Source organism: Paracoccus sp. SMMA_5_TC, assembly GCF_009696685.2.
Classification (GTDB): Bacteria; Pseudomonadota; Alphaproteobacteria; order Rhodobacterales; family Rhodobacteraceae; genus Paracoccus.
This window is the reverse complement of the sequence record NZ_CP102355.1, coordinates 1,575,117-1,591,887: the sequence shown is the minus strand read 5'-3', so window position 1 is coordinate 1,591,887 and position 16,771 is coordinate 1,575,117. Positions and strand designations below refer to the sequence as shown.

The window sequence follows — 16,771 nt, the reverse complement described above, 5'->3', positions numbered from 1 at the left end:
TAGGAACAGCATAGAGACAGCCGTAACGGGGTCCACAGGGAATGGCAGATCAGACTGACAAATCCGTGAGCGACGCCGCAGGGCTGGCCGCCGCCGCCCGCCGTGCCGGCGAAAGGGGCCCGCCCCCCGTGCATCTGTGGAACCCGCCCTTTTGCGGCGACCTCGACATGGAAATCCGCAGCGATGGCAGCTGGTTCTACAACGGCACCCCCATCGGCCGCCCCGAGATGGTGCGGCTGTTCGCCTCGATCCTCAAGCGCGAGGGCGACGCCTATTTCCTGGTGACTCCGGTGGAAAAGGTGGGCATCCGGGTGGTGGACGTGCCCTTTGTCGCCATTGATGCCGATATCGGGGACGCAATCCGCTTTGTCACCAATGTCGGCGACAGCGTGACCGCCGGACCCGATCACCCCATCGAAATGCGCGGCAGCCCCGAGGATCCGCGCCCCTATGTCCACATCCGCCGCGGCCTGTGGGCGCGGATCGACCGCAAGACCTTCTATCGGCTGGCCGATGCCGCCCGCCCCGGTCCGGACGGCAGGATGCAGGTGCAATCGGGCATCAGCGCCTTTGCGCTGGAGCCCTGAACATGCTGCGCCGCGCGGCCAATCTGACCTATCTGTTTACCGAACTGCCGATGCTGCAACGCTTTGCCGCCGCGCGCCGGGCCGGTTTCGAGGGGGTCGAGATCCTTTTCCCCTATGATCTGGCGGTCAAGGATCTGGTGCAGGCCGCGCAGGCCGCCGGCGTCGAATTCGTGCTGATGAACATGCCGCCGCCGAACTGGGCCGGGGGGCCGCGCGGCTTTGCGGCCGAACCCGACAACCGGGCGCGCTTTCGCAGCGATTTCGACCGCGCCTTGCGGTTCGCCCGCGCGCTGCGTGTGCGGCATCTGCATGTGATGGCCGGCGTCGCCCGCGGCGCGCTGGCCCATCGCACCATGGTCGAGAACCTGGCATGGGCCTGCGCGCGCGCCCCGCAGCTCAGCCTGACGATCGAGCCGATGAGCGATGCCGAGATGCCGGGTTATTTCCTGACCTGCTACAATCAGGCCGCGGGGATCGTGGCCGAGGTCGGCGCCCCCAATCTGGGGCTGCAATTCGACCTCTATCATGCGCAGATGATCCATGGCGACGCGATGGCGGTCTGGCAGCGTCATGCGGCAATGGTGCGGCATGTGCAGGTCGCCGGCTATCCGCAGCGGCACGAGCCCGATCACGGCACTTGCGATTTTCCCGGCTTTGTGGACGCGCTGCGCCGGGCGGGGTTCGATGGCTGGATCGGCGCCGAATACCAGCCCCGCGTCGCGACCGAGGCGGGGCTGGCCTGGCTGGACTGCGCCTAGTAGGTGCTGCTGCCGGTGCCAAGCGGCAAGGCGCCATAGGGCAGCCAGATGGTTTTCGTCCGGCAGGCGGCGCGCAGGAAGCCCCGCCCCTGCGCCGCAGCGGCGGTCCAGTCGCGCGTTTCGGGCGTCCACACCGGGATCAGCGTCTGCGCCGCCGCGCGCCGGGTCGCGGCCAGACCCTCGCCCTGACCCGCGTGCCAGATGGCGGCGACGCCGTCATGGCTGGCCAGCGCCAGCGCCAGATCGTCGCGCGGGCCAGTGACGATATTGACCACGCCGCCCGGCACGTCCGAAATCGCCAGCACCTGCGCCAGGGTCAATGCCGCCATCGGCCGATCCTGCGCAGGCACCACGACCACGGCATTGCCCATGGCGATTGCTGGTAGCAGCAGCGACATCAGCCCCGCCAGCGGCGCCGCGCTGGGGCAGATCAGCCCCATCACCCCCTGCGGCTCGGGCTGGACGTGGCACAGATGCCCGGGCCGGGCCGATACCGTCGCCCCATCGTATTTGTCGGCAAAACCTGCATAGAAGAAACAGCGCCGGATCGCCAAATCGACCTCGGCCGCGGGGGCAAAGCCGGCAAATTCCGCCCGCCGCTGCGCCAGGTTCTCGGCCAGGAAATACAGCACCTGCGCGCGACCGTGCCCGCCCAGCGCCTGCCATTTCGCCAGGGATGCCTGCGCCGCCTCGACGGCGGTGCGGATGTCCTTGCGGTTGCCCAGCGGTATCAGCTCGTCCTGGGCAAGATAGCTGGCGCCGGCATCGGGGCGTTTTTGCGCGCCACCGATATACAGCTTGACCGTGCGGTCGATCCCGGCATCGCCGGCCGGGGCAGGCTGGATCTCGGCCGGGAGCGGGTCGCGCGCTGCCGCCACAGGCGCGGCCAGATAGTCCAGCATCCCCTCGCGCCCGCCCTCGCGGCCATAGCCGCTGTCGCGCAGCCCGCCAAAGGGCGCGGCCGCATCGAAAAGGTTGGCGCAATTGACCCAGACCACCCCGGCCCGGATGCGCGCGGCAATATCGGTGGCCACCGTCGCGCTTTCCGACCAGACCGAGGCCGCAAGCCCGTAGCGGGTATTGTTGGCCAGATCCACCGCCTCGTCAGGGGTGCGAAAGGTGGACAGCGTGGCGATGGGGCCGAATATTTCCTGCGCCATGCCGGGGTTGGCCGGGGCGATGTTGCGCAGATAGCCGGGCGCGACGAAACAGCCCTGCCCCGCCTCGCCCCCGATCAGTTCGGCACCCGCCGCGACCGATTGCGCCAGCAGGTCCAGGATGCGCTGTTTCTGCACCGGATGCACGATGGCGCCGATGTCGGTCGACTTGTCCAGGGGTGGCCCCAGCCGCAGCCGTGCCATGCGTGCGCGCAGCAGCCCCTCGAACCGCTCGGCCACGCTTTCGGCGACCAGGATGCGCGATCCCGCGCAACAGACCTGGCCCTGGTTGAACCAGATCGAATCGACGACGCCCTCGACAGCGGCGTCCAGATCGGCGTCCTCCATCACCACAAAGGGCGACTTGCCGCCCAGTTCCAGGGTCAGCCGCGTGTCGCGATCGGCCAGATCGCGGGCGATCTGGCGCCCGACCTCGGTCGAGCCGGTGAAGGCGATCTTGTCCACCGGCGCCGCGACCAGCGCCTGCCCGGTTTCGCCATCGCCGGTCACGATATTGACCACCCCGGCCGGCAGGCCGACATGGGCGCAGATTTCGGCGAATGCCAGGGCCGTCAGCGGCGTGTATTCGGCGGGTTTCAACACCACGCAATTGCCCGCCGCCAGCGCCGGCGCCACCTTCCAGGCCAGCATCAGCAGCGGAAAGTTCCAGGGGATGATCTGGCCGCAGACGCCCAGCGGGCGATGGTCGGGAAATTCGGTCTCGGCGATTTCGGCCCAGCCGGCGTGGTGATAGAAATGGCGCACCACCAGCGGGATGTCGATGTCGCGGCTTTCGCGGATGGGCTTGCCATTGTCGAGCGTTTCCAGCACCGCCAGAAAGCGTTCGCGTTTCTGGATGGTGCGGGCGATGGCATATAGAAACCGCGCCCGGTCATGGCCGGGCAGCGCCCCCCAGCCGCGCTGGGCGCGGCGCGCGGCGCGCACCGCCTTGGCCACGTCGCGGGCACTGCCCTGGGTCACCTGAGCCAGTTCCTGGCCGGTCGCCGGATCGAGCGTGGCAAAGGTCTGCCCCGGTCGGGTGAAACGACCGGCGATGAAATGGCCAAAACTGCCACGCTCGGCCAGCCATTGCCGCACGGCCGAGGCATCCTCGGCCGCGGGGCCGTATTCCATGGTTTCCATGATCTCGCTTACCTTCGGCATGGCTACCCCGCCGCCAGTCGATGGGCGCTGGCATAGCGCCCGGTCACATGATGGGAAATCTGCCGTTCGATATCGGCCAGCAGCGAGCTGGCGCCGATGCGGAACAACTGCGGGCGCAGCCAGTCGCGGCCCAGTTCCTCGGCCATCAGCACCTGCCAGTTCAGCGCGTCCCGCGCCGTGCGCAGCCCGCCGGCGGGCTTGAAGCCGACGGCAAAGCCCGTCTGTTCCCGATAGTCGCGGATCGCGCGCAACATCACCAACGACACCGGCAGGGTGGCATTCACCGGCTCTTTCCCGGTCGAGGTCTTGATGAAATCGGCCCCCGCCTGCATGGCGACATGGCTTGCGCGGGCGACATTGGTCAGGGTTTTCAGCTCGCCCGTGGCCAGGATCGCCTTCATCAGCGCCGGCCCGCAGGCCTCGCGCATGGCGCGGATCTCGTCATACAGCGCCGCCCATTCGCCGCGCAGGACCAGCGCGCGCGAAATCACGATGTCGATTTCGTCGGCGCCCTGATCGAGCGCATAGCGGATTTCGGCCAGCCGCAGGTCCAGCGGCATCAGTCCGGCCGGAAAGCCGGTGGCGACCGAGGCAACGGGCACGCCACTGCCTTGAAGGGCACGTTTGGCCGCGCCAACCATGGTCGGATAGACGCAGACCGCCCCCGTGGTCAGTGCCTGCACCCCCATCGCCTGCAACTGCCCGGCATCGACGGGCTGGCGAGCCTTGGCGCACAGCCGCGCCACCCGGTCGGGCGTGTCGTCGCCCGACAGCGTGGTCAGGTCGATGCAGCGCACCGCATTCAGCAGCCATGCCGCCTGCCATTCCCGCTTGAGGCTGCGCCGCGCCGGCAAACTCGCGGCGCGGCGTTCGGCCGCCGGGGTGTTGACCGCCATGGACTGGAACCAGTCGGGGCGGAAATCGGTGCCGGGATTGGCGCGCGCCATCACCGCCGCCCCCACAGGCCCGACCACCAGCGGCCGACGCGGCCGCGCGCCTGCGCCGCCTCGGCCGCGATGTGGTCGCGCGCGGCATCGGCGCGGGCATCGATCCGGTCCCAGGTCTGGTCGGCCGAACGCACCGCCGGGTCGATGGTGCGTTCCCGAAACTGGTTCCACATCCGCCAGATCAGCGCCAGCAGCGCCCCCAGCAGCAACAGGATGATGGCGGCGGGCCAGTTGAAGGGCCGGTCCTGCGGACCGCTGACCGGCTTGATCGAGATGGCGTTGGGATAGATCGACAGCCAGGCCACGCGCCACCCGTATGAGGTGATGCTGACCCATTCCGGGTTGGCGGCGGTCGATTTCAGGTCTGTGGCCTTGGCGTGCAGATTCGAGCTGTCGTATTTGAAATAGGGTGGCCAGATCCAGCCGGTATCCTCGTTGCGATACACATACGGCCGGCCGTTGGGACGCACGGTATCAATGAAGCGCACGTCGCGCTGGCCCTGGGCGTTCTGCACCGTCCCGGTATCGGGCGAGGCATAGAAGATGCGATTGGCGCCGATGTCGGTCAGCCGGTTATAGGTATTGGTGATCCGCACCGTTTGTCTGGACGGCAGCGAGTAATCCAGAAACAGAAAGACGACGATCCCGAAACTCACTCCAAGAACGGTCAGGAACCAGCGCATCGGCGCCCCCTCAGTTGTAATTCACGATGACGATGATCACGACGATCGCAACCATCGGCAGAACCAGCACCAGCCCCACCAGCCGCGCCCGCAGGGTCTTGCCAAAGCCGATCATCGAACGGCGGACGAACTCCTTGCGTTCCGGCGATGGTCCAGCCCGGTCGGGATGGCGCCGGTCCCATTCCTTTTCCAGCTGTTCCCGGCGCAGGCTGCGCACATAAAGTCCGATCAGCACGTAGAAGATCAGCTCGATGACCAATACCAGGCCAATCAGGCGAAGAAAGGCGATCATCGGGCGGGGCTTTCCAGACTGGCCATGCCCTATGGAAGGCCGGCGTGGCGAAACTGTCAATCACCCCATTGCAGGACCGGGGGCGACGACCTAGCCTGACGGCCATGGACCCGCTTCGCCACCAGATCGAGACCCGCCGTGACGACCTGATCCGCCTGACCCAGGATCTGATCCGCATTCCGACGCTGAACCCGCCAGGGCACCATTACCGCGACATCTGCGAATATCTGCAAGCGCGGATGCAGCCTCGGGGTTGGCACTGCCAGCTGATCCGGGCCCACGGCGCCCCCGGCGACAGCGAAGCCTATCCGCGCTGGAACATCATCGCCCGTCATGACAGCGGCCGGCCCGGCGATTGCGTGCATTTCAACAGCCACCACGACGTGGTCGAGGTCGGTCACGGCTGGACCCGCGACCCCTTCGCCGCCGAGATCGAGGGCGATCGCATCTATGGCCGGGGCGCCTGCGACATGAAAGGCGGGCTTGCCGCCAGCATCATCGCTGCCGAGGCCTTCGTCGCGCAATATCCAGATCACCCCGGCCGTATCGAGATCAGCGCCACCGCCGACGAGGAATCGGGCGGCTTTGGCGGGGTCGCGCATCTGGCCGAACAGGGCGCCTTTGCCCATGTCGATCACGTCATCATCCCCGAACCCCTGCACAAGGATCGAATCTGTCTGGGCCATCGCGGGGTATGGTGGGCCGAAATCCAGACCCATGGCCGCATCGCCCATGGCTCGATGCCATTCCTGGGCGACAGCGCCATTCGTCACATGGGTGCGGTGCTGGAGGAAATCGAACATCGGCTGCTGCCGCTGCTGCTGAGCCGGCGCACCGCCATGCCGGTGATCCCCGAAGGCGCCCGCAGTTCAACCCTGAACATCAATTCGATCCACGGCGGCGAGGCAGATTGCGGCCCGGAATTTACCGGTCTGCCGGCCCCCTGCGTCGCCGACCGCTGCCGCATCGTCATCGACCGCCGCTTCCTGATCGAGGAGGATCCCGCCGAGGTAAAGGCCGAAATCGCCGCGCTGCTGGAACGGGTCAAGGCGCAGCGCCCCGGCTTTCGCTATGAAATTCGTGATCTGTTCGAGGTTCAGCCCAGCATGACCGACCGCGAGGCGCCGGTGGTGCGCTCGACCGCGGCGGCGATCGAACGGGTGCTGGGACGGGCTGCCGACTATGTGGTCAGCCCCGGCACCTACGACCAGAAGCATATCGACCGCATCGGCAAGCTGAAAAACTGCATCGCCTATGGCCCCGGCGTCCTGGACCTGGCCCATCAGCCCGACGAATGGATCGGGGTGCGCGACATGCTGGATTCGGCGCTGGTGATGGCGCTGGTCCTGAATGACATCCTGCGCCGATAGGGGATTCCCCCGGCTGCGTGGCTGTGGCATCATCCGCCCGAACCGCCAGCAGCCCAGCACGATCCACCCATGCCGCAACGCCTGTCGATCAGCGCCCTGATCTTTTTCACCGTGATGGTGCTTCTGGGGATCTATTTCGCCTTTGCCGCGGTGCAGGGGCCATCAGGTATCCTGCGACGGGTGCAGTTGCAGGCCGAAACCCAGGAACTGATCCAGCAGCGCGACCGGTTGCAGGCCCAGGTCGACGAAATGCGCAACCTGACGCGGCGACTGTCCGATGAATACCTGGACCTGGACCTGCTGGATGAACGCGCCCGCGACGTGCTGGGCCTGATGCGCGCCGACGAAATCATCATCCGCTGAAACTGCCCGATCCTGGACCTTCCATGTCCTCTCCGTCAGAAAATGGCGGCGACTGGCGGGATTCCGCATCTGAACACTGGACGGATGCACAAGTCCGGTTTACTTCCGCCGCCAGCTTGCCCTAGAACTAGTTTAACGCTGAACTATTCCGCCCCGAGGAGGAGGCCCGTATGGTCAGAAAGCCCGCAGCCAAGCAAAGCACGCCCAACGTGTCCAAGGAAGAGCTGCTGAAATACTACCGAGACATGTTGCTGATCCGGCGATTCGAGGAAAAGGCCGGCCAGCTTTACGGAATGGGGCTGATCGGGGGCTTCTGCCACCTGTATATCGGTCAGGAAGCCGTGGTGGTCGGCATGGAAGCCGCCGCCAAGGAAGGCGACAAGCGCATCACCAGCTATCGCGATCATGGCCACATGCTGGCCTGCGGCATGGAAGCGCGCGGCGTCATGGCCGAGCTGACCGGCCGCATCGGCGGCTATTCCAAGGGCAAGGGCGGCTCGATGCACATGTTCAGCCGCGAAAAGCATTTCTACGGCGGTCACGGCATCGTCGGGGCCCAGGTGCCACTGGGCGCGGGCCTGGCGTTCGCCGACAAGTATCTTGGCAATGACAACGTGACCTTCGCCTATTTCGGCGACGGCGCCTCGAACCAGGGGCAGGTCTACGAAACCTACAACATGGCCGAACTGTGGAACCTGCCGGTCGTGTTCGTGATCGAAAACAACCAGTATGCCATGGGCACCTCGATGAAGCGGTCGACCAAATCGACCACGCTTTACGGGCGCGGCGAATCCTTCGGCATCCGCGGTGAGCAGGTGGACGGCATGGATGTGCTGGCGGTCAAGGCGGCCGCCGAAAAGGCCGTCGCCGCCTGCCGCGCAGGCAACGGCCCCTACATTCTCGAGGTGATGACCTATCGCTATCGCGGACATTCGATGTCCGACCCGGCCAAATACCGCACCCGCGAAGAGGTGCAGAAGATGCGCGACGAACGCGACCCGATCGAGAACGTCCGCGAACTGCTGCTGCAAGGCAATCACGCGACCGAAGATGACCTCAAGGCCATCGACAAGGAGATCAAGGATATCGTGAACGATTCCGCCGAGTTCGCCAAGGAAAGCCCGGAGCCGCCGCTGGAAGAGCTCTGGACCGACATCTACGCCGAAGAAACGACCGCCTGAGGGGAGGGAACCATGGCCACTGAAATCCTGATGCCCGCCCTGTCGCCGACCATGGAGGAAGGCACGCTGGCCAAATGGCTGGTCAAGGAAGGCGATAGCGTGAAATCCGGCGACATCCTCGCCGAGATCGAAACCGACAAGGCCACGATGGAATTCGAGGCCGTCGACGAAGGCACCATCGGCAAGCTGCTGGTCGCCGAAGGCACCCAGGGGGTCAAGGTGAATACCCCCATCGCGGTGCTGGTCGCCGAAGGCGAATCCGCCGATGCCGTCCCTGCCGCCCGCAGCGAATCCGCCGCCCCTGCCGCCGAAGCCGCGCCCGCGCAGGCCCCGGCAGTTGCAGCCGCCCCCGCATCGGCACCGGCTGCCGATCAATCGCCGGACTGGCCCGAAGGCACGCCGATGAAGACCATGACCGTGCGCGAAGCCTTGCGCGAGGCCATGGCCGAGGAAATGGAACGCGACGAAACCGTGTTCCTGATGGGCGAAGAGGTCGGCGAATACCAGGGCGCCTACAAGATCAGCCAGGGCCTGCTGGACAGGTTCGGTCCCCGTCGCGTGGTGGACACGCCGATTTCCGAAATCGGCTTTGCCGGGATTGGCACGGGTGCGGCCATGGCCGGTCTGCGCCCCATCGTCGAGTTCATGACCTTCAACTTCGCCATGCAGGCGATGGACCACATCATCAACTCGGCCGCCAAGACGCTTTACATGTCCGGGGGGCAGATGGGCTGCCCGATCGTGTTCCGCGGCCCCAACGGGGCTGCCGCGCGCGTGGCGGCACAGCATAGCCAGGATTATGCCGCCTGGTATGCGCAGATCCCCGGCCTGAAGGTGGTGATGCCCTATTCGGCCGCCGATGCCAAAGGTCTGCTCAAGCAGGCGATCCGCGACCCGAATCCGGTGGTGTTCCTGGAAAACGAGATCCTTTACGGGCGCAGCTTCGAGGTGCCGGATCTCGAGGATTTCACCATCCCCTTCGGCAAGGCCAAGATCGTGCGTCCGGGCAAGGACGTCACGCTGATCAGCTTCGGCATCGGCATGGTGCACGCCCTGGAAGCCGCCGACAAGCTGGCGGCCGACGGGATCGACGCCGAGGTGATCGACCTGCGCACCCTGCGCCCGATCGACTATGGAACCATCCTGGAATCGGTCAAGCGCACCAACCGCTGCGTGACCGTCGAGGAAGGCTTCCCGGTATGCTCGATCGGCAACCACCTGTCGGCCTATATCATGGAAAACGCCTTCGATTATCTGGATGCGCCAGTAATCAACTGCACCGGCAAGGACGTGCCCATGCCCTATGCCGCCAACCTGGAAAAGCACGCGCTCATCACCCCCGCCGAGGTGGTCGAGGCCGTCAAGAAAGTCACCTACCGGTAAGGAGCAAGCGAGATGCCGACAGAAATCCTGATGCCCGCGCTTTCTCCGACCATGGAGGAAGGCACGCTGGCCAAATGGCTGGTCAAGGAAGGCGACAGCGTGAAATCCGGCGATATCCTCGCCGAGATCGAAACCGACAAGGCCACGATGGAATTCGAGGCCGTCGATGAGGGCACCATCGGCAAGATCCTGATCTCCGAGGGCACCCAAGGGGTCAAGGTGAACACCCCCATCGCGGTTCTGCTGGGCGATGGTGAAAGCGCGGCCGATATCGGCAGCGCCCCCGCCGCCAAGTCCGAACCCGCCCCGGCGCCAGCGGCCGCAGCCCCTTCCGCGGCGCCCGCGGCGGCACCCGCCACCGCGGCCCCTGCCCCGGCAGCGCCGAAATCGTCGGACGGGGGGCGCATCTTCGCGTCGCCGCTTGCACGCCGGATCGCCGCCGAAAAAGGCATCGATCTGGCCGGCCTGACCGGTTCAGGTCCGCATGGGCGGATCGTCAAGGCCGATGTCGAAGGTGCCCAGCCCGGCGCGGCCAAGCCGGCAGCGGCGACACCCGCCGCGGCCCCCGCCGCCAAGGCAGCACCTGCCGCGGCAGCCGCAGGCCCCTCGGCCGAGGCTGTCCTGAAGATGTATGCCGACCGCGAAACCACGGAAGTGGCGCTGGACGGCATGCGGCGCACCATCGCCGCCCGGCTCTCCGAAGCCAAGCAGACCATCCCGCATTTCTACCTGCGCCGGTCTGCAAAGCTGGACGAGCTGATGAAGTTCCGCGCCATGCTGAACAAGCAGCTCGAGGCGCGTGGCGTGAAGCTGTCGGTCAATGATTTCATCATCAAGGCATGTGCCCTCGCCCTGCAAGAGGTGCCCGACGCCAATGCCGTCTGGGCCGGAGACCGCATTCTGAAGCTGAAGCCTTCGGATGTCGCGGTTGCCGTAGCCGTCGAAGGCGGACTTTTCACGCCGGTCCTGAAGGATGCGCAGCAAAAGACCCTTTCGGCCCTGTCGACCGAGATGAAGGATCTGGCCAACCGCGCCAAGACCAAGAAGCTGGCCCCGCACGAATATCAGGGCGGCAGCTTCGCCATCTCGAACCTCGGCATGTTCGGGATCGAGAACTTCGACGCCGTGATCAACCCGCCGCATGGGGCGATCCTGGCTGTCGGTGCCGGAATCCAGACCCCCGTTGTCGAAAATGGCGAGGTCGTCGTGCGCAATGTCATGTCGATGACCCTGTCGGTGGATCACCGCGTCATCGACGGCGCGCTGGGTGCCCAGCTGCTGGACGCCATCGTCAAGCATCTGGAAAACCCGATGGGCATGCTGGCCTGATCCGGCCGCCACTACGCCTGGTGATGCAGAAAAAGGGGGCCCCAACGGCCCCCTTTGTCATTGTGCGGCCTGTCAGATGCCCGGTGCCTGCGGACGCGCGTTCAGACCGATACGTCGGCGCAGCCAGCCGCCGATGCGGACCTGGCCGCCGTGAATTATCGAAAACAGCGACGGCACGAACAGCAGCGACAGCAGCGTGGACAAGAGCAGGCCCCCGATCACCGCAATCGCCATGGGCGAGCTGAACTCCGAGCCCTCGCCCGTGCCCAGCGCCGAGGGCACCATGCCGGCGGTCATGGCAATCGTGGTCATCACGATCGGGCGGGCGCGCTTGTGCACCGCATCCAGGATCGCGGTGGATTTCTCGACCCCGCGATCCATGGCGCTGACAGCGAATTCGACCAGCATGATCGCGTTCTTGGTCACGATCCCCATCAGCATCAGAAATCCGATCACCACCGCCATGCTGATCGAATGTCCGGTCAGGAACAGCGCCAGGATTGCGCCGCCAATGGCCAGGGGCAGCGACATCAGGATCGAGATCGGGGTAACGAAGTTGTGAAAGAGCAGCACCAGCACCACATAGGTCAGCATCACCCCCGACACCATGGCAACGGTAAAGGCCTGAAATACTTCGCCCATGATCTCGGCATCGCCCGAAGGCTGGATCTGGGTGCCCGGCGGCAATTCGACCTGCCCCTGCAAGGCGGTGACCTGCGCGTTCACCGGCCCCAGCAACGCCCCCTGCGCCAGATTGGCGGAAACGGTGGTGCGATAGCGCCGGTCGTAGCGGCCGATCTCGGTGGCGCCGGCCGACAGGGCCACTTCGGCCACCACCTGCAACGGCACCGGCCCGGCGCTGCCCGGCACCCGCAGGTTGCGCACGGTCAACAGGTCGCGCCGCGCCGCCTCGTTCAGGCGCACCATGATCGGGAGCTGCTTGTCGCCGGCATTGAACTTGGCAAGGTTCGATTCGGTATCGCCCAGTGTCGCCACGCGCAGGGTCGTCGCCAAGGCACTGGCGCTGACCCCCAGTTGGGCTGCCACCTCGGGCCGCGGGCGGATCTGGATTTCCGGCCGCTGCAAGCTGGCCGATGATGTGATCCCTTCCAGCGTGGGCAGCGTTTTCATCGCCGCCATCAGCCGCTCGGCCGCCTCGGCCGCCGCCGCCTCGGTATCGCCCAGGACCGAGACCGAGAAATCCGAATTCCCCTCTTGGTTCTGGAAATTGATGCGCATGTCGGGGATCTGGGCCAGATCGCGGCGCAGAAGCTCCTCGATCTCGAAGCTCGAACGCTCACGCTCGTCCTTGGGACCATAATTGACCATCAGCTTGGCCTTGGTCACCTCGGATTCGCCGCCGTTGACGAACACGGCGCGGACCTCGGGCTCGGCCTTGATGCGTTCCGAGATGTGGCGCGCGGCCGCCTGCGTTTCCCCCAGCGTCGCGCCAGGTGGCAGTTCGACCGTGATCTGGCTGCGCCCCACGTCCTGGGCCGGAATGAATTCGGTGGGCAGCAGCGTCGCGGAATAGATCGAGCCTGCGAATACGCCCAGCCCCGCCAGCAAGGTCAGCCCGCGATGGCGCAGCGTCCAGCGCAGCACCGACATCAGCGTGGCCAGCACCCGCCCGTCACGCTCGGGCCCGGCATGACGGCTGTCGCGCAGGAAATAGGCTGCCAGCATCGGCGTGATCAGCCGCGCCACCAGCAGCGAAAACAGGACCGAGACCGCGACAGTCAGCCCGAATTGCTTGAAATACTGACCCGGGATCCCGCCCATGAAGCTGACGGGGGCGAAAACGGCGACGATGGAGAAGCTGATGGCGATGACGGTCAGCCCGATTTCGTTGGCCGCCTCCATGCTGGCCTCATAGGCGGGGGCGCCCATGTTGATGTGTCGGACGATGTTCTCGATTTCGACGATGGCATCATCGACCAGGATGCCGGTGACCAGGGTGATCGCCAGCAGGCTGATGCCGTTCAGGGTGAACCCCAGCCAGTGCATGACGAAGAATGTCGGGATGATCGACAAGGGCAGCGCCATGGCAGCGATCAGCGTGGCGCGCCAGTTGCGCAGAAACAGGAACACCACCACAACCGCCAGTGCGGCGCCTTCGTAAAGCGTGTCCATCGTCGAGTGATAGCTGCCTGACGTATAGGTGGTTGCGTCATCGATCAGGGTGATGCGCGTGCCGGGATGGCGGGCCTCGATTTCGGCGATGCGCGCCTTGGTGCCGTCGCCGGCCACCAGGTCGGACTGCCCCGAACCGCGAAAGACACCGAAGGCCACCACCGGCTGGCCGTCCAGCAGCGCAAAGCTGCGTTCCTCGCGCGCGCCGTCTTGCACGGTGCCCAGTTGATCAAGGCGCACGGTATGGCCTGCGGCACCTGCCGCGCCCCCGATGCGAATGGGCGTTGCCGCCAACCGCGCCACATCCGCGGCCGAACCCAGCGCCCGGATCGAATATTCGGTGCCCGCAACATCGCCGCGGCCGCCGCCCAGGTCGATATTGCGGCTGCGCAGCTGGCTTGACACCTCGGCGGCGGTCAGCCCCCAGGCCAGCAGCCGCTGCGGGTCAAGCTCGACGTTGATCTGGCGTTCCGCGCCGCCGATGCGGCTGATGCTGGCCACGCCAGGCACGGTGCTGAGTTCGCGCGCCACCACGTCGTCCACGAAATCCGACAGTTGCTCCATGGTCTTGCCGGGGTCGCTGACCGCATAGGTCAGGATCGCCATGCCGCTGACATCGATGCGCTGGATCAATGGCTCGACAATGGATTCCGGCAGGTCGGCCCGCACCTTGGCCACGGCATCCTTGACATCATTCACCGCCCGGTCGGTGTCGGTTTCCAGCTCGAATTCGACATAGATGCGGGCGGCGCTGTCTGTGGCGGTGGCGGTAATGTGGCGAACCCCGGTGATCGAGGCGATGGAATCCTCGATCGGTTGCACGACCTGGCGGGTCAGTTCGCTGGGTGCGGCGCCGGGCTGGCTGACCACCACGCTGACCAGCGGCAGGTCGATGTTCGGCATCGCCGTGACCGGCAACCGGCTGAAGCTGTAAAGCCCCACCAGCACCAGCACCACGAACAGCGCGATGGGCGGCACCGGATGGCGGATGGACCATGCCGAGAAATTCATGGCGCAGCCCGGACAGGATCGCCGTCGCGAAAGAAGGCACCGGCGCGGGCGATCACCATGTCATCGGCGGCCAGTCCCGAAACGATCTCGCGCCGGTCCTGCCAGATCAGCCCCGCCTGCACCGGACGGGTGCGCACCCTGCCCTGTTCGACCACCTGCACCCTTTCGCCGGCGTCATCGGCCAGCACGGCCGAAGCCGGCACGGTCAGGGCCTGCCGGCGATCGGTGACGATCCAGCCGCTGGCAAAGACACCGCTGCGCAGCCGCGGGTCCGGCGCCAGGCTGATCCGCGCCAAGCCCAGCCGCGTTGCCGGATCGACCGCGGCGGGCACCAGGCGCACCTTGCCGTCGATGCTGCCCAGCCCCGCCACCTCGACCTCGACCGGATCGCCGACGGCAATGCCGGCCAGCGCGGTTTCGATGACCTCGGCCTCGAGCTCGATCTCGCCACCCGCGATCAGGGTGAACAGCGGCTGTCCCCCCGTTCCCGATATGGCGCCCAGTTGCGCATTGCGCGCCATCACCACCCCGTCCACCGGCGCGGTAATGTTGGCGTAGCCCAGATTCAGACGGGCGATGCGTCGTGCGGCCTCGGCCTGGGCCAGCGCCGCCTGCGCCACCCGCAGCCCGTCCTGTGCCGATGCGGCGCCCGCGCGCGCTGCTGCCTCGGCCGCGATCGCCTGATCCAGCAGTGCCTGGCTGGCATTGCCGCTGCGGCGCAAACTGCGCGTGCGCTCAAGCGCCGCCGCCGCCTCGGTCAGGCTGGCGGCGCTGCTGTCGATCTGGCTTTGCGCCTGCCGAACACCGGCTTCAGCACGGCGATATTCGGCCTCGGCCTGGGAAAGTTGCGCCGAAAGCGCCTCGTCAGCCAGCCGGGCCAGCACCTGCCCGGCCTTGACGGTATCGCCTGTCTCGGCCTCGATGGCGACGATTTCGTAGCCGGCAACATTGGCATGGACCTGGACCTGTTGCCGCGGCACCAGCGAGCCTGAAATCGGCACCCGCGCCTCGATGTTCTGGTGCTCGGCACGGGCCAGGGTCACCACCGGCAGGTCCGCAGGCACCGCAGCCTCGGCCAGCGACGGTGGAGGCGCGGCGGCGATGCTCAGCAACGCCCCGATCATCGCCGCCGGTATCACCCCGCGCCACCGTGCCATTCCAGCCTCCTGTCCTGTCGGGCGCAGGATAGCCGCGGCCGCGCCGCTCAACAATGGGCGCGATCAGAACGAAACCGTGACCCCTGGCAGCCGCAATTCGGCGACCAGATCGCGCAATTCCTGACGGGCGGCGATGTTGGACATGTTCAGCGCCTCGGTCCCGATGTCCTTGAGGTCGAGCAGCGTCAGCCCGCGCGGGAACAGCTCGCGGAAGATGACGCGTTCGGAAAACCCCGGCGCCACGCGAAAGCCGATGCGGCGGGACAATGTGGCCAGGGCGCCGCCGACCTTGCGCTTGTTGTGCATCTGCTGCGTGCCCAGGCGGTTGCGCAACACCAGCCAGTCGATCGGCCCGGCCCCCGCCTGCCCGCGCAATTGCCGCGCAGACCAGACCATTTCGGCATAGATCGACGGGCCCAAGACCTTGCCATCCGGCGCCATCCGCGCCAGCAGGTCGAAATCGACGAAACTGTCGTTCATCGGCGTGATGAGCGTATCGGCCAGGGTATGCGCCATCTGGCTGAGCCTGGTGTGCGAGCCGGGACAATCCAGCAGGATGAAATCGCAGTCGGGTTCCAGCGCCGCGACGGCCTGCGACAAGGGATCGGTGTCGTCGGCCGTCGCAGCCGCAAGATGGCCCAGAACCGGGGTCGGCAGAGCCAGCCCCTCGCGCTGGGCAAAGGCCATGCGGTTTTCCAGATAGCGGGCGAAGCTGCGCTGGCGCACATCAAGATCCAGCGCCCCCACCCGGTGCCCCATGCGCGCCAGCGCCGTGGCCACATGCATCGAGGTGGTCGATTTCCCCGACCCACCCTTTTCGTTGCCGACAACGATGATATGCGCCACGAATCCCCCCGAAAGCAGCCACCCTGGCGGCGCAGATTAGGGCCCGCCCCTGCGGTTGGAAAGCATCGGCAAGCCTGATGGGATCGCGCCGCATGACGGTTGTGCCCCGGGTGCGACGACCACGCCCGGAACGGAAAACGCCGCCCCGGATCGGGGCGGCGCCACAAACCTTCACGACTGCCGGGTTCAGAAACCCAGGCCGGCGTATTTCGACTTGAACTTCGACACACGGCCACCGGTGTCCATCAGCTTGGCCGAACCGCCGGTCCAGGCGGGGTGCGAGTTCGGGTCGATGTCCAGCGACATCGTGTCGCCTTCCTTGCCCCAGGTCGAGCGCAGCTGATAGGTGGTGCCGTCGGTCATCTTGACGGTGATGAAGTGGTAATCGGGGTGGATCTCGGCTTTCATGG

15 protein-coding genes are annotated in these 16,771 nt (G+C 66.3%); 7 read left to right on the top strand and 8 right to left on the bottom strand.

Features of this window, described 5'->3' with window-relative positions:
* The first annotated feature begins 41 nt into the window (after positions 1-41).
* Both GB880_RS08225 and GB880_RS08220 read left to right on the top strand, forming a co-directional pair.
* Positions 42-587, top strand: coding sequence for a DUF1285 domain-containing protein (locus GB880_RS08225; RefSeq protein WP_154494611.1), 546 nt, complete (start codon positions 42-44; stop codon positions 585-587).
* A gap of 2 nt (positions 588-589) precedes the next feature.
* On the top strand, positions 590-1,345 hold the full coding sequence (locus GB880_RS08220; protein WP_154494612.1) for a hydroxypyruvate isomerase family protein: 756 nt from the start codon (positions 590-592) through the stop codon (positions 1,343-1,345).
* Here the strand turns inward: GB880_RS08220 and GB880_RS08215 are convergent.
* The 4 genes from GB880_RS08215 to GB880_RS08200 are packed head-to-tail and all read right to left on the bottom strand — an operon-like array spanning position 1,342 to position 5,588.
* Positions 1,342-3,666 (bottom strand): aldehyde dehydrogenase family protein, encoded by a 2,325-nt coding sequence (locus tag GB880_RS08215; protein WP_263467039.1) that lies wholly within the window; start codon positions 3,664-3,666, stop codon positions 1,342-1,344. The genes GB880_RS08220 and GB880_RS08215 overlap by 4 nt on opposite strands.
* Before the next feature lie 2 nt (positions 3,667-3,668).
* Entirely contained in the window at positions 3,669-4,613 is a 945-nt protein-coding gene (gene deoC, locus GB880_RS08210; RefSeq protein ID WP_154494577.1) for a deoxyribose-phosphate aldolase, read from the bottom strand.
* Complete coding sequence (locus tag GB880_RS08205; RefSeq protein WP_263467038.1) at positions 4,613-5,296, bottom strand: DUF1523 family protein; 684 nt, start codon at positions 5,294-5,296, stop codon at positions 4,613-4,615. The genes deoC and GB880_RS08205 overlap by 1 nt, the downstream gene beginning before the upstream one ends.
* Before the next feature lie 10 nt (positions 5,297-5,306).
* Positions 5,307-5,588, bottom strand: coding sequence for a hypothetical protein (locus tag GB880_RS08200; protein ID WP_154494446.1), 282 nt, complete (start codon positions 5,586-5,588; stop codon positions 5,307-5,309).
* Between the two features lie 104 nt (positions 5,589-5,692).
* On the opposite strand from GB880_RS08200, the gene GB880_RS08195 reads away from it, so the two are divergent.
* The 5 genes from GB880_RS08195 to GB880_RS08175 all read left to right on the top strand — a co-directional run bounded on the left by GB880_RS08195 (position 5,693) and on the right by GB880_RS08175 (position 11,214).
* The gene (locus GB880_RS08195; RefSeq protein ID WP_154494448.1) at positions 5,693-6,958 is read left to right on the top strand and encodes an acetylornithine deacetylase/succinyl-diaminopimelate desuccinylase family protein; all 1,266 of its coding nucleotides are present in this window, start codon (positions 5,693-5,695) and stop codon (positions 6,956-6,958) included.
* A 69-nt stretch (positions 6,959-7,027) separates the two neighbouring features.
* Positions 7,028-7,321: an FtsB family cell division protein gene (locus tag GB880_RS08190; protein WP_154494445.1), complete on the top strand. Its 294-nt coding sequence runs from the start codon at positions 7,028-7,030 to the stop codon at positions 7,319-7,321.
* A 170-nt stretch (positions 7,322-7,491) separates the two neighbouring features.
* On the top strand, positions 7,492-8,502 hold the full coding sequence (gene pdhA / locus GB880_RS08185) for a pyruvate dehydrogenase (acetyl-transferring) E1 component subunit alpha (RefSeq protein ID WP_154494444.1): 1,011 nt from the start codon (positions 7,492-7,494) through the stop codon (positions 8,500-8,502).
* Positions 8,503-8,514: 12 nt separating this feature from the next.
* Positions 8,515-9,885: a pyruvate dehydrogenase complex E1 component subunit beta gene (locus GB880_RS08180; RefSeq protein ID WP_154494443.1), complete on the top strand. Its 1,371-nt coding sequence runs from the start codon at positions 8,515-8,517 to the stop codon at positions 9,883-9,885.
* Positions 9,886-9,897: 12 nt separating this feature from the next.
* Entirely contained in the window at positions 9,898-11,214 is a 1,317-nt protein-coding gene (locus GB880_RS08175; protein ID WP_263467036.1) for a pyruvate dehydrogenase complex dihydrolipoamide acetyltransferase, read from the top strand.
* A 72-nt stretch (positions 11,215-11,286) separates the two neighbouring features.
* Here GB880_RS08175 and GB880_RS08170 read toward each other — a convergent pair whose 3' ends face one another.
* The 4 genes from GB880_RS08170 to rpmE all read right to left on the bottom strand — a co-directional run bounded on the left by GB880_RS08170 (position 11,287) and on the right by rpmE (position 16,769).
* Positions 11,287-14,358 carry an efflux RND transporter permease subunit gene (locus GB880_RS08170; RefSeq protein ID WP_154493205.1) on the bottom strand — a complete coding sequence of 1,024 codons (3,072 nt, stop codon included), beginning with the start codon at positions 14,356-14,358 and terminating at the stop codon, positions 11,287-11,289.
* Entirely contained in the window at positions 14,355-15,515 is a 1,161-nt protein-coding gene (locus tag GB880_RS08165; protein ID WP_154493203.1) for an efflux RND transporter periplasmic adaptor subunit, read from the bottom strand. Before GB880_RS08165 ends, GB880_RS08170 begins: the two co-directional genes overlap by 4 nt.
* Positions 15,516-15,578: 63 nt before the next feature.
* Positions 15,579-16,361, bottom strand: coding sequence for a division plane positioning ATPase MipZ (locus tag GB880_RS08160; RefSeq protein WP_263467035.1), 783 nt, complete (start codon positions 16,359-16,361; stop codon positions 15,579-15,581).
* A gap of 186 nt (positions 16,362-16,547) precedes the next feature.
* The gene (gene rpmE, locus GB880_RS08155) at positions 16,548-16,769 is read right to left on the bottom strand and encodes a 50S ribosomal protein L31 (RefSeq protein WP_154493199.1); all 222 of its coding nucleotides are present in this window, start codon (positions 16,767-16,769) and stop codon (positions 16,548-16,550) included.
* Between the last annotated feature and the right edge of the window lie 2 nt (positions 16,770-16,771).